This is a genomic window from Candidatus Liberibacter sp., from assembly GCF_014048425.1.
Classification (GTDB): Bacteria; Pseudomonadota; Alphaproteobacteria; order Rhizobiales; family Rhizobiaceae; genus Liberibacter.
In genome coordinates, this window is sequence record NZ_JACETX010000038.1 from 1 (window position 1) to 13,401 (window position 13,401).

Consider the following 13,401-nt stretch of genomic DNA (forward strand, 5'->3'; position numbering starts at 1 on the left):
TCATTAAAGTGCTGATGTGGAAAGCGTATGAAGTTGGCTGGAATGTGAATTTTGTCCTGCCCAATTGTTAAGGGGAGGACATTGATGTGATTTGAGGGAAATGCTTTCTGTATTAGCAGGCGAGCAATTAAGCTTGTTCCAAGTATTAATACTGGAAGACATCCTGCCCAGAGTGCTATGTAGTATATATAATTTGTACAAGAGACAATGGTTCGCCATAAGGATTATCTTTGGATTGAGGCATGACCTTTTATTCCACGAGGAAATGTAGCGAATATAGGAGGTCATTGTGGGGGGGTATGTTATTAACGAAGCATTAAAATTTTAAACTTAATTTCGGGATCGTGATAGCATCCTTAATCCCTAGAGGTATGTCTTGCGTAAGGTTAGTGTATAATAAGATTTTTTATTTTAGCAGGAGGGAATAATGTCTATAGTTAGTGAATTCAAAAATTTTATTGCTCGGGGAAATGTCATTGATCTTGCCATAGGGGTTATCATTGGGGGCGCTCTTAATCGCGTAGTGGAGTCTCTCGTTAAGGATATTGTAATGCCATTGGTGGGTTTTTGTATGGGTAGTGGCGCTGATTTTTCTAATCATTTTATACCGCTAAGTACAAAAGTTGTAGCAACAGTTCTCTCAGAAGCACGCAAGCAAGGTGCGGTATTTGCCTATGGTAGTTTTATAACTATAATCGTCAATTTCTTTATTTTAGCATTCATCGTTTTTTGTCTTATGCAGTTTGTCAACAAATTAGTGCATAAGCAACTATCGTCTTCTCTTAATAAGAAGGAGACTTCTCCGTCTGCGGATATAATGCTTCTTACTGAAATTCGTGATTTATTAAAAAAGAGATAGGTTTTTTCAATATGGTTTTTCTCCTGTTTGAGAGAGCTTTTTGTTTTTGAATCTGGAAATTTTTCAAGATATCATAAGAATGGGGGCTCTTTTAGCGGACATATCTTTATGATTCATTACTATTGGTTAGCTCTTTATTCAAGGATTCGCTTTTATATGGTTAAAATTTGGAGAAATATGCGTTGAAAAGTCCTTTTTGGAAAAATTTTTAATCAGCGATTTTTGGGGGTAGAGACAATTTTATATAACGGCAAAGATTCTATAGGATAGGGATTGTTTTTCATTTTCTTAGCCAATTTATACTCCCTTAATTTCGTTAAAAACGGTTTTATTGATTCTTCTAATATCAGCGGGTTATTTCCCTAATATATTCCTGGAACAGTCATTGTTTTTTCTTGCGGACAATCTATGAAGGAGCCTTTGGCTCTTCGAAATCTATTACTTTTCTTTAAAATTCTCTATAAGAGGCAGAGTTCTTGGGAGCTAATATTCTATACATAAGATGTGACAACTGGACGTTTAGTTCACGATTGACAAGTGAGAAGAGGATGGATTTGCTTTGTTGTTCTCCTGAATGATATCGCATTTAAAGCCATGGTGCTTTAGAAGCAAAAGTGATCTACGGTTCCTTCTCCATCATGGCAGATAATTTTTTGCCGAAAATTTTGGAAAAACTATCTTGACAAGATTGCTTTAAAGCGTCACCTCGTGATGTGCAGATGAGAAACATTTTAATAGACGGGAATAAGATGCGCATATGGTGGAATTTTTGAACCTTATATAAGGTTTTCCCTGCATGTTTTGGATAAGATGAGAATGGTTAAGGCTTGTTTTCCGTTCCTCTATATGAAGAAACAGAACCTCTTTTTGAGCTTCTCACAGACTTTTTTACAGAAAAAGTAAAAAACAAACTGAAAATACACCTTATAAAGGGTTTTGTATTATTAAATACTTTCAAAACTTGGAAAGAATAAAATCTTTTATGTAAAAAGGGAATAAGGATTATTTGGTTCTTTTTTTCGAAGAAAGTTCAAGATTCGCAATTCGCTCTTCCAGATCATTTAGGCGTTTGCATAAGGCAGCATTTTCATCGCGAGCTTTAGATATCATTCCTTTAACCGACTCAAAGTCTTCAGAGCGAACGACATCCATGGAATTTAAAGCGCTCTGCAGCTTGACTTGGATAAAAGTTTCGATCTCTTTAGACGCATCTTTAAGGGTGCTAGAAGCGCAATTTACTAAGCGAGAGGCTTGATTAAAAACATCGTCAGGTTTAAATGGCATAACGTTACCTCTAGAAAAGTTCTTAAAAATGTAGAAAAACGAATATATCGCAAAGTCAAGATGGCGACAAGATATTTATTGGATTATCGTGTCTTTCCCTCAAAACAGAGCTTGACCAGCAAGCTACATTGGGGGAGAATCCAAGCGAAAGTAAGCAATGAATTAGAAAGATACTCATGGTACTCCCTGTTTTTTCATCCTTCAACTTTGATCCTGTTGCAGTTACAATATTCTCCTTCCCTATTCGTTGGTATGGGTTGTCCTATTTTTGCGGATGGTTATTCAGCACTTTTTACATGCGCAAATTGTTGAGTGAGCAGAAATTATGGACAGAGGGACAAAACCGCATAAATGTTCTATATTTAGATCAAGATCATACTTTCCAAGCAATATTTTGGATGGCCTTGGGGGTGCTGGTCGGTGGGCGTATGGGATATGTTCTATTTTACGGTTTGGAACACTATCTTTCTTTTCCGTGGCAGATCTTAAGCTTTTGGGAAGGAGGAATGTCTTTTCATGGTGGATTTTTTGGTGCAGTTCTATCTTTGTTCTTTTTTGCGCGAATTCATAAATCCTCGTTTTGGGTATTGTCTGATCTTGTTGCTGCATCTGCTCCATTTGGAATATTTCTGGGACGACTCTCTAATTTCGTAAATGGTGAATTATGGGGAAAGATTTCTTGGGTTCCTTGGTCTGTTATTTTTCCTTCGGGAGGATCTTTTCCTCGTCATCCAAGTCAGTTATATGAAGCGATTCTTGAAGGATTGGTTCTTTTTTTTGTCCTCAGGATATTTGTTTATCGTGGATCGGCTCTGAAAAAGCCAGGACTTATAACAGGTATTTTTGTTTGCGGATATTCTATTTTGCGAATTTTTGTGGAATTTTTTCGTGAACCAGATGTTCAATTAGGATATTTGCTCGCTGATTGGATTACCATGGGTATGATACTGTCCTTGCCGATGTTTTTCATTGGTCTTTGGTGTATTCGGAGATCAATCCTGATGAAAAGAAAAGATATCATTTGAATGTTCAATTAACGAAGAAGATATCAGATCTAATCAGAAAAAATGGTCCGATAACAATTGAAGAGTATTTTTCGTTGTGTTTATCGGATGTTGATTATGGTTATTATAAGACATGTGATCCATTCGGTATTTCTGGTGACTTTGTCACTGCGCCGGAAATAAACCAGATCTTTGGAGAAATGCTGGCAATCTTTTTTATTTGTGCTTGGGAAGAGCATGGTTTCCCGAAATGTATTAGATTGATAGAAATGGGTCCTGGTAGAGGAACCATGATGACTGACATGCTTCGAACAATTTTAAAGCTAAAACCAGTTTTTTTTTCAGCACTATCTGTTCATATGATAGAGGATAGTGAAAGATTAAGATCCCTTCAAAAACAGCAACTATCGTCCTATATAGATAAGATAAGCTGGCATGAAGATCTTGATACTGTGCCTCTAGGATTCTCTTTTTTTATCGCAAATGAATTTTTTGATAGCCTGCCAATTCGACAATTTGTTGTCACAACAGAAGGAATCCGTGAGCGCATGATCAATGTCGATCATCATGACGCTCTCTTCTTTTGTGTGGGGGATAGTGAGATAGATCAAGATCTTCTTCCTCGGATTAGGTTTTCTTTAGGGATGATATTGGAAACGTCTTCAGATCGAGATTATAAAATGGCGTTGATTTCTAAAAGGCTGTCCGGTGAAGGAGGTACTGCCGTTATAATTGACTATGGGCATCTTCAAACTAGCGCAGGAGATACTCTCCAAGCGGTTAAAGGGCATAGATATGATCCGCCTTTATTGCATCCTGGAAAAGCCGATCTTACTAGTCACGTTGATTTTCAAAAGCTAGCTTTAATAGCAATATCATATAAATTGTATATCAATGGGTATACAACACAAGGAAGATTTCTAGAGGGATTAGGTATTTGGCATAGAGTGGCTGCTTTTACGAGGAATCCAATACAGAGAGAAACTTTTTTGAGTGCTGTTAGACGTTTAGTAGGGACAGATTCTGACAAAAAAAGCATGGGAGAATTGTTTAAAGTTATGGTCGTTTCTCATCAAAAGGTAGATCTTATGCCCTTTATAGATTTTGGTGATATTTAAGCTGGGTATCTTTAGGTTTTTGGAAATATGTCATATAACTTGAAAAGTTCTTCAGATTAAGTTTGCGTAAAAAATCGTATGGACGCATGGTTTTTAAAATTTCGTATGTAAAATATGGTCTATTTTTCGGAATATATAGACAGAAACGGAATTTTATGAGGTGTATTTGTGGTCTTTGCAGTAGGTCATATGGTTTTAAATTTGATTTTTGATTTTAATCGATCTGATTTCTGTATTGCGGGGGATAATATTCCTATACTCTCCACTTTGCATGGGTAGTGATTTGATTTTTAGAGAATGGTTTGGATTTTGGATGGTATATTATCAGCAGAGAGAGGTTTTTTGAAAAGATATACAATATTTTAGCAATCATCGTTAGTTGATAAAGTAGCAGTTACGGGAATACTACACAGTTGGTGAGGAGATTTTATATGAGGATTTTTTCAGGGAATTCTAACAGAAATCTTTCTGAATCTATCTGTCGTTACTTAGAGGTGCCTTTGAGTAATGCAGCGGTAAGGTATTTTTCAGACAAAGAAGTCTTTGTGGAGATAGGAGAAAATGTACGAGGAGAGGATGTGTTTGTTATTCAATCCACTTCTTGTCCAGCGAATGATCACCTGATGGAGTTGCTCGTTATGATAGATGCCTTGCGACGTTCTTCAGCAAGGCGTATTACCGCGGTTATTCCTTACTTTGGGTATTGTCGTCAGGATCGCAAGCCTGGTCCGCGTACGCCTATAACGGCTAAACTCGTTGCAAATCTTATTACGCAAGCAGGAGCTGACCGTGTTATGACGATGGATTTGCATGCGGGACAAGTTCAGGGCTTTTTTGATATTCCAACTGATAATTTATATGCTCTGCCAATTTTAGAACGTGATATAAAAAACACTTACGATATTTCCAATGTTATGGTCGTTTCTCCAGATGTTGGAGGTGTTGTGCGTGCTCGCTCCCTTGCAAAAAGATTGGGATGTTTGCTTGCAATCATTGATAAAAGACGAGAGCACCCAGGAAAAATTGAACTTATGAATGTAATAGGTAAGGTAGAAGGGAAGAAATGTATTCTTATTGATGATATCGTAGATACCGGTGGTACATTGTGTGGTGCTGCTGATGCTTTGCACGAACATGGAGCTTCCAGTGTTACGGCCTATATTACACACGGGGTTTTATCGGGTTCTGCCGTTGAGCGCATCTCGTCGTCCAAGTTGAAAGAGCTAGTAATTACGGATTCCATACGGCCTACAGATTCAATTCAATCTGTCTCCAGAATACGGGTCACTACCGTAGCAAGTCTTTTTGGCGAAGCAATTAGGAGAACGTTTCAAGAAAAATCAATTTCGAGTTTATTTTATTGATTGGCGCGGAGGAATCGTGAGGCAAGATCTCTAAGAGATAGTAATATTGAAAAATTACAAGTGTTTGCCGATGACTTGTTTGGGATTTTGTGTTGTTGATAGATAGAACCCTTCAGAAGATAAGGCTTAATTTTTCGAAAATCTATTTTGGGAGAAATTGGTTTTTCCGATCCCAAAAATCCGGATAAGATTGCCGCAAGCAGTAAAGAATATAGGTTAGAAATCTATCGACAAACCATTTTTCTCCCAATCTCCAAAACGAGAGGGGTCTGGACCTTTCCTTCCTCCTATTTCTACTGGCGGTTTCGGGATGTTTTTTTGAGCAGCATGGCGTCTCTGGGCTTCTTCTAAAGCGCGTTTCGAAATAGAAGAAAGCGTTTCACGAAGTTTCTCTTTTGTGGGGATATTGCCATTAGCGTTAATATTCGATTGATTTTGGGTGTTTTTCATCTCAATTTTCTTATATAAAATTTTCCAATCTTCTTTCCATAAGAGCCGATTTAGGTATGGCTCATGTCGTACGAGGATATCACTAAAGGGGATTTTTAGAAATATTGAATGATAAGTTTTGTGAGGATGGTTTATTGTTATGAGGAGAAATTTAATTGTTAGTCTGAAATATCTCTTTGAAATTAAAATAAATGCAGATTAAAACTGAAATTTGCATGCCCAGAAGTGGTGCATGGACTTAATGCTTATATGCCTTTTTTGAAAGTAAGATGGGTCGCATCCATTGTATTGCGGTTTGAATCTTTTCCCAAGATCGTTAGATCTCTGACTATATTCGATGATTTGCAGATCTCTTCTGATTGAACGATATCAGTTGTAGTTAAAGCTCTATTAATTTGAATGGTCAGAGCGCAGTTGCTAGGCTACGTTACGCCCAGATAAATATAATAAAGACAGTCTTTTTGTATAAGAATCTTTTTGTGCAAAACAGGTCTATCTTACGAGGATAGAAAAGTATTATATACGATAAACGTGCAAATATAGAAGCATATCTATCCCAATAAAAACATGCCATGTTGTTAGGAGAGAAGGATGGGATTATTTAAGAAACTGCGAAAAGCGGTTTTCCCTGTCGGGGGTTTGGGAGTACGTTTCCTTCCTATTACGAAAGTGGTTCCAAAGGAAATGTTGACTGTAGTTGATAAGCCCGTCATTCAATATGTGGTAGATGAAGCTTTAGAAGCAGGATTAACGCATTTTGTCTTTGTGACAGGACGTAGTAAGGGATCAATTGAAGATTATTTTGATGTTCAATTCGAACTAGAGCAGTTGCTTAAAAAACGTAAAAAGACGGCTGAGCTAACCTTACTGACAGAGGGATTATTGGAGGTCGGTACTGCTATATTTACACGGCAATATGAACCTAAAGGACTTGGGCATGCTGTGTGGTGTGCCCGCCATATTGTTGGTGATGAACCTTTCGCCTTGTTGTTGCCGGACATGATTATGCAATCTTTGGAGGGAGAAAATTGTATAAAAAATATGATGAATCTTTACGAAAAGAGAGGGTCTAATATTTTGTCAGTAGCGAAATGTGACCCGAACATGTCCCATAATTATGGTATTGTAGAAGTGGAAAAGTCGATTGATGAGGACAGCTTTTTTATTTCTGATATGATTGAAAAGCCAGATCCTGACAAGTTGACTTCCAACCTTTTCCTTAATGGACGCTATATTTTGCAACCTGATATTTTTAATATTTTGGCAGATCAAGAGAAAGGAAGCCATGGTGAGATTCAGCTTACAGATGCTATGCGTAGGTTATCTGAAAATCAAAAATTTTTAGCTTATCGCTTTAGGGGTCGTACACATGATTGTGGATCAAAAGAGGGGCTTATTCTTGCAAATGTTGCCTTTGCTCTTGCCAGAAAAGAGATTCGGTCAGATATAGAAACTGATCTTAAGAATCTTCTGGCTGCATTAAAATAGGACATGGATACGTTTGCGATCTGTTGTAAGTATTCAATAATAAATGTAACTATATGATAGTAAAAAAGCTATTGAACATTTCCTTACAAAGAAGTTTTGATAGATTTATTTGCATTGTCGAGGATGGGGCAGTATATGATGGTTTGCAATTAATGAGTGGATAGGATCGATTCCTTTTTTCTATATGGCAACTATACGCTGGATTGCAGCATGTTTGTCTAATGAGGGATTGCCGGTTTCTGGGATCGCAGGATTTTTTATCCTCTTTTGTGTTGTGTGTTAGTAAACGAGTATGGATAGTGCCATTAATGGGGTTCTTTAAAAGTTATGGCAGATACTTTTTCTAGATTACAGTCGAATATATATTGTGAGAACATTGTATCAATCAAGCATTATACAGATAGGATGTTCTATTTTTGTACGACTCGCCCTAAAGGATTTCGATTTCGGTCTGGTGAGTTCGTGATGATTGGTCTCATGGTTGATGAGAAAAAAATAAGTCGTGCGTATTCTATTGCGAGTCCTTGCTGGGATGATAGGCTGGAGTTTTTTTCTATCAAAGTGGAAAATGGATTTTTGACATCTCGTCTTCAGAATGTTCAGATTGGTGATGGCATTTTGTTGCATAAGAAGTCCACAGGAACTCTGGTTCTAGATGCTTTGTTGCCTGGAAAGAGGCTTTATCTTTTTTCTACGGGCACAGGTATTGCTCCTTTCGCGAGTTTAATCCGTGATCCAGAGACATATGAAAAATTTGATGAAGTGATTATAACCCATACTTGTCGAAAAGTTTCTGAATTACAATATGGATTTGATTTGATAGAAGAAATTTATCAAAATGAGATTTTGAGAGAATTTGTTGGTCAAAAACTCAAACACTATGCAACGGTTACCCGAGACGACTATTTGTACAAAGGCCGTATTACCGATCAAATATTGTCTGAGGAGTTTTATCGTAATATTGATGTATCTCCCCTTAATCCTGATACTGATCGAGCGATGATTTGTGGTTCCCCTTCTATGATAACAGATATGAAGACTTTGCTGAGAGAAAGGCAATTAATCGAAGGTTCAAACAGTCGACCTGGGCAATTTGTTATGGAACGTGCTTTTTCTTGCTAATGCATAAATCGAAGGATGCGTTACTTTATTCTATGGTTTGACAGCGGTATTTTGGATGCTCTTAGAGACATTTTTTATTTTTGGCGATTTTTATCAAATAAGACGCAATAATACTTGATATTGTAGAAGCCAGTAAGATGCCGATCTTGGCTTTTTCTTGTAAGAGATAAGAATGAGGAAAAGCCAGACAGGCAATAAACAGGCTCATTGTGAAGCCTGTTCCACAGAGGATTGCTCCTCCATAGAGCAGATACCAATTTGAGCCTTTAGGAAGGATTCCCCATTTCATTTTAATAAGAGAGAAAGAAAATAGGATAATACCAATTTGCTTTCCGAGAAAAAGGCCAAGTATTATCCCCCATATAACAGGATCAAAGAGATCCGTCAGAGAGAAAGCGGATAAAGAAACGCCCGAATTTGCAAAAACAAAAGCTGGTAGCACTAGAAAATTTACCCAAGGTTTAAGGTAATTTCCCAGGAGATTGAATGAAAATTGATTTGTATTAGAGATTTTTTGGAAAGGAAGAAACATGGCGAGTATTACTCCGGCAATAGTTGTGTGAATTCCGGATTTAAATGTAAAAAACCATAGCAGTCCCCCGAAAATGCCATATATGAGGCAGTGAGTTATGCCAAATCGATTGAACCCAAGGAGCAATAGGGTAAGTGCAGTCGCGATACCCAAGTCGGGAAAGCTGAGATATTGAGTATAAAATATTGCAATGATAACGACAGCAATGAGGTCATCAATAGTTGTAAGGGCTATAAAAAAAATTTTAAGAGCATAAGGAAAATGCGATCCCATGAGTGACAAGATGCCCAGCGTAAATGCGATATCTGTTGTTGTCGGGATTGCCCATCCTTTGAGAGCTATTGTATCATTACGATTGAAAAATAAGTATATGAGGGCAGGTAAGATCATGCCTCCCACAGCGGCAAAGAAGGGCAAAGAGCGTTTTTCCCAGCTGGATAGTTCTCCTTCTATGAGTGCGTGTTTAATTTCTAATCCAATCATTAGGAAAAAAAAGCTCATAAGAACATCGTTTATCCAATGTTTAAAGGTGACATTAAAAATTTTAAATTCTAAAAGACTGAAGTAAAATGACGTAGAAAATGACATATTGGCGAAGATAGTCGTCACTATGGTCAAGCTTATTAATAAGATGCCGACTGAGCTATCTCTAGAGACGAGAGATATGAACTTTCCTAAAAATCTATTTTTGATGGAATGGAAATAATGCATAAAATTTATTTCATGGCAAACGAACAAGACGATGCGTACATATATCATATCGCATAATCAAAAGTAACTATCTGTACATGTATATATCTTCCTTTTTTAAATTGCGTAATCACAAGGGTTTCGATATATTGATAGTTGTGCACTTGATTTCACGCTTAGAAATTAAGAACCTCATTGATTGTGGTAATAATAATTTTATAGTCCTGGTCAATCCGAGAGGATCTCTGTAAACATGTTTCTTCGTTGAGATGAGCTGAAGGGTTGATCCATCGAGCGTTTATAGAGGCATTATTGTAGATAGTGAATGGAGTAATTTTATATGGCTGTACCTAAGAGAAAAACTAGTCCGTCGAAGCGTGGTATGCGTCGCTCTGCGGATGCTTTAACTCCTCCTACTTATGTAGAAGATAAAAATACTGGCGAATTACATCGCCCTCATCATATCAATAAGAAAACGGGACTTTATCGTGGACGTAAGATTTTTTCTGTGGAAGAGGATAGTTAAACTTAAGTCCTCCTTTCAGAGAAAAAGGTAATATGGGCTCGCAGAAAAACCTGATGTATTCGTTGTTGATTCTTTGGTAGGGATAAAGGCGGAGGAGTGGTCTATTCTCTTCTTTTGAGGGGAATTGGTTGATACGCTTATCGTAATTCCTAATCAGAATTTATTTTGAGAAAATCAGGATAAAGAGAGATTCTCAATACGGAGGAGACCTATGTTTTTGTTCCTCCGACTATGACTCGGTTCATACGCAGGTGGGGTTGTCCTACGCAGACAGGGATTTGCTGACCCGCTTTGCCACAGACTCCGATTCCTGGATCAAGTTGTGAGTCGTTTCCTACCATGGATAAATTTTTCATAGATTCGGGTCCGTTACCCATTAGTAAAGCTCCTTTGATAGGTGGGCCGATTTTACCATCTTCGATGAGATAGGCTTCGGTGCATTTAAATACAAATTGCCCAGAGGTGATATCTACCTGTCCTCCGCCAAAGACAACAGCATAAATTCCTTTCTTTACGGAAGAAATGATTTCTGCTGGAGGCATATTCCCAGAGAGCATATAAGTATTTGTCATGCGGGGTATAGGAGGATAAGCATAGCTTTCTCGGCGTCCATTCCCAGTGGATTTCGTCCCCATCAGCCTAGCATTATGGCGGTCTTGCATGTAATTTACAAGCCTGCCTTTATCTATCAGGACGTTGTAATTTGAGGGGGTTCCTTCATCATCAAAATTCAGTGATCCACGTTTTTTATTTATAGTGCCATCATCAACTATGGTCACATTTGGGGAGGCAACCATTTCTCCCATCAATTCAGAAAATGCAGATATCTTTTTGCGATTAAAATCTCCCTCTAATCCATGTCCAATTGCTTCATGTAACATAACACCAGGCCATCCCGAAGCTAGTACGACGTCCATTGTTCCGGCAGGCGCATCAATCGCTTCTAGATTGATGCATGCTTGTCTAAGGGCTTCATCTGCATCCGCTTTCCACGAATGCTCCTTGATCAATTCAGAAAATGAAAATTGACCTCCTCTCGCACTGAAGCCAGATTCGCGACGTTCCCCTTTGCCTGCTATCACAGATATAGACAATTTTACCATTGGGCGAGTATCTCGTATCCGGTATCCGTCTGCACGTAGGATTTCTATGGTTTTCCAGCTTGTATTCAAAGATATTTTCACTTGCTTAACCCGCATATCTTTTTTGCGAAGATAAGAATCGATTTCTGAAAGAACAAGAACTTTTTCCTTAAAAGAACAGCTTTCAATCGGATTCTCATAGGAATAAAGGACAGGTCGATTGTTTTCTGGAGGACGCTTTGAGTACGTGCAAGTATACCCGTCCTTTACACAGGCGATGGCTTTTGCTGCTCGCTTGAGGGATTCCAATGTCATTATACTAGAACAACCATATCCGACTGCTTCGGAGGCAACGGCACGAAGTCCAAAACCTTGATTGGTTCGAAAATTTCCCCCTTCAATATGTCCATCATCAAATACTATTTGTTCAGATTGAGAATGTTCAAGGAACAATTCACCATCGTCCATTGATTGTAATGAATTGGATACGATAGAACAAATTTTTTCTTCATCAGTAGCGAATAGGGATAGAAGGTTATGCACTACATTATTCCCTCTTTTAAAAATTTATAGAATACTATACTAACGGATTTCAAGAATTGATGACCCAGGAGCTATACTGGAGAACATTTGAATATCTGCCAATATTTTATACCTTTCTCCTGCGATTGAAACAATATATAAATTTCTGGAAAAAACGATTATAACTAAAAGCAATATCGTTCATTTTCCATCGAGAGAGATTGAATGGAATACGTTAAAATGTATTATTCCTCTTTGCGTGTATAGTTGAGCGATAAAAAACGATTATAACCAGATTCTTGCTATAGATCTCTTTTAAGGTTTTGCAATTTTATCTTTAAGCTAAACACCTTAACACGAATCTATTCAAAGACAGGTTGTGTGTATATATTATCTCGTATATTTTTCGGTTATTTTGCAATATATTCAGGATAAGCTACTGGCTAACTTTTTCGGATAAATTTTGTATATTTTCTCCTGTATTGTTCCAATGAGAATAGGTTTGGTTTTTTTGGGGGTTATCGAGACTTAAAGATCTTTCAGGCGCTCCGTAAGCTAGGGGATATGTCCTTAGCTGTTAGTTGTGCTCTGTTATCTTGGAGACGATGTTTTGAGGATAGACAGGTAAGAGAAAAATTTTGGCAAAAATATTGAAAAATTGTATAATAGTAGGTTTGTAAGTCCTCAATTACAGTAGGTGTTACATGGGGTGGGATAGAGCACGCTTGTGTATTTTTGGGGATCTTTTATTGAAGTAAATTTGAAAATTTTTTTCGCGCAACTGATATATTAGATTTTATAATACTTAGGATAAAGGTCATTTTTGATGCCTTCTGTGATGAAAGCTTGTGAGAAAATTGTTTTTATTTTTGAGATGAATCGATAGGAAAACGTCTGTATTCATGAGGATTCTGATATTTTGAATGGCATAAAAAGTGTGTATTTCCTTTTTAAAATCCATCATGTTAAGTATACTGATCTTGATATCTTTCTTGAAATAAAATTTTTGGTTCGAATTAATCCTGTTTTTTATATGGCGACGATGCATGGATAGAATTGTGAGATGTTTTGGTGATAACACATAAAATAATAGCAGTATGCTCATTGTATGGTAGATAGGAGAATAGGTTTGAGATCGAGATTTAAAGATTTTTTCAGGCTCCTTAAGCCAGGGGTTATGTCCTTAGCTGTATATACTGCCTTGGTCGGGATTGTTATGGCTCCTGGATCTATTGGTATATTTGAAGCCCTTGTAAGCATTTTTGCCATCGCTATTGGAGCTGGTGGATCTGCTGCCCTTAATATGTATTATGACGCTGATATTGATCAGATCATGGTTCGTACAGCGTCGCGTCCTATT

At 37.5% G+C, this 13,401-nt stretch carries 12 protein-coding genes; 8 read left to right on the forward strand and 4 right to left on the reverse strand.

Annotation, left to right across the window (positions count from 1 at the left end; genetic code table 11):
* Positions 1 to 433: 433 nt before the first annotated feature.
* Positions 434 to 859: a large conductance mechanosensitive channel protein MscL gene (gene mscL / locus H0G72_RS04680; protein WP_182017633.1), complete on the forward strand. Its 426-nt coding sequence runs from the start codon at positions 434 to 436 to the stop codon at positions 857 to 859.
* A 1,002-nt stretch (positions 860 to 1,861) separates the two neighbouring features.
* Here the strand turns inward: mscL and H0G72_RS04685 are convergent.
* Positions 1,862 to 2,143, reverse strand: a complete 282-nt coding sequence (locus H0G72_RS04685) for an accessory factor UbiK family protein (protein ID WP_182017623.1) — start codon at positions 2,141 to 2,143, stop codon at positions 1,862 to 1,864.
* Positions 2,144 to 2,304: 161 nt separating this feature from the next.
* On the opposite strand from H0G72_RS04685, the gene lgt reads away from it, so the two are divergent.
* The 3 genes from lgt (at position 2,305) to H0G72_RS04700 (ending at position 5,629) form a co-directional block, all read left to right on the forward strand.
* Positions 2,305 to 3,168, forward strand: a complete 864-nt coding sequence (gene lgt / locus H0G72_RS04690; RefSeq protein ID WP_409049325.1) for a prolipoprotein diacylglyceryl transferase — start codon at positions 2,305 to 2,307, stop codon at positions 3,166 to 3,168.
* Complete coding sequence (locus H0G72_RS04695) at positions 3,165 to 4,265, forward strand: class I SAM-dependent methyltransferase (RefSeq protein ID WP_182017625.1); 1,101 nt, start codon at positions 3,165 to 3,167, stop codon at positions 4,263 to 4,265. Before lgt ends, H0G72_RS04695 begins: the two co-directional genes overlap by 4 nt.
* Positions 4,266 to 4,696: 431 nt before the next feature.
* On the forward strand, positions 4,697 to 5,629 hold the full coding sequence (locus H0G72_RS04700; protein ID WP_182017626.1) for a ribose-phosphate pyrophosphokinase: 933 nt from the start codon (positions 4,697 to 4,699) through the stop codon (positions 5,627 to 5,629).
* Positions 5,630 to 5,845: 216 nt separating this feature from the next.
* Here the strand turns inward: H0G72_RS04700 and H0G72_RS04705 are convergent, their stop codons facing one another.
* Positions 5,846 to 6,079, reverse strand: a complete 234-nt coding sequence (locus H0G72_RS04705) for a DUF1674 domain-containing protein (RefSeq protein ID WP_182017627.1) — start codon at positions 6,077 to 6,079, stop codon at positions 5,846 to 5,848.
* 591 nt (positions 6,080 to 6,670) lie between these two features.
* Between H0G72_RS04705 and H0G72_RS04710 the strand changes: the two genes are divergently transcribed.
* Both H0G72_RS04710 and H0G72_RS04715 read left to right on the forward strand, forming a co-directional pair.
* A complete protein-coding gene (locus tag H0G72_RS04710; RefSeq protein ID WP_182017628.1) occupies positions 6,671 to 7,567 on the forward strand; it encodes a UTP--glucose-1-phosphate uridylyltransferase in 897 nt (298 codons plus the stop codon).
* A 327-nt stretch (positions 7,568 to 7,894) separates the two neighbouring features.
* On the forward strand, positions 7,895 to 8,689 hold the full coding sequence (locus H0G72_RS04715; RefSeq protein ID WP_182017629.1) for a ferredoxin--NADP reductase: 795 nt from the start codon (positions 7,895 to 7,897) through the stop codon (positions 8,687 to 8,689).
* Positions 8,690 to 8,750: 61 nt separating this feature from the next.
* Here H0G72_RS04715 and nhaA read toward each other — a convergent pair whose 3' ends face one another.
* The gene (gene nhaA, locus H0G72_RS04720; RefSeq protein ID WP_310649491.1) at positions 8,751 to 9,980 is read right to left on the reverse strand and encodes a Na+/H+ antiporter NhaA; all 1,230 of its coding nucleotides are present in this window, start codon (positions 9,978 to 9,980) and stop codon (positions 8,751 to 8,753) included.
* 271 nt (positions 9,981 to 10,251) lie between these two features.
* Here nhaA and rpmF point away from each other — a divergent pair, with 271 nt between their 5' ends.
* On the forward strand, positions 10,252 to 10,437 hold the full coding sequence (gene rpmF / locus H0G72_RS04725; RefSeq protein WP_182017631.1) for a 50S ribosomal protein L32: 186 nt from the start codon (positions 10,252 to 10,254) through the stop codon (positions 10,435 to 10,437).
* Positions 10,438 to 10,646: 209 nt separating this feature from the next.
* Here the strand turns inward: rpmF and H0G72_RS04730 are convergent, their stop codons facing one another.
* On the reverse strand, positions 10,647 to 12,062 hold the full coding sequence (locus H0G72_RS04730; protein WP_310649492.1) for a TldD/PmbA family protein: 1,416 nt from the start codon (positions 12,060 to 12,062) through the stop codon (positions 10,647 to 10,649).
* A 1,087-nt stretch (positions 12,063 to 13,149) separates the two neighbouring features.
* On the opposite strand from H0G72_RS04730, the gene H0G72_RS04735 reads away from it, so the two are divergent.
* The coding region (locus H0G72_RS04735) for a UbiA family prenyltransferase (protein ID WP_182017632.1) at positions 13,150 to 13,401 on the forward strand (252 nt) is incomplete at its 3' end.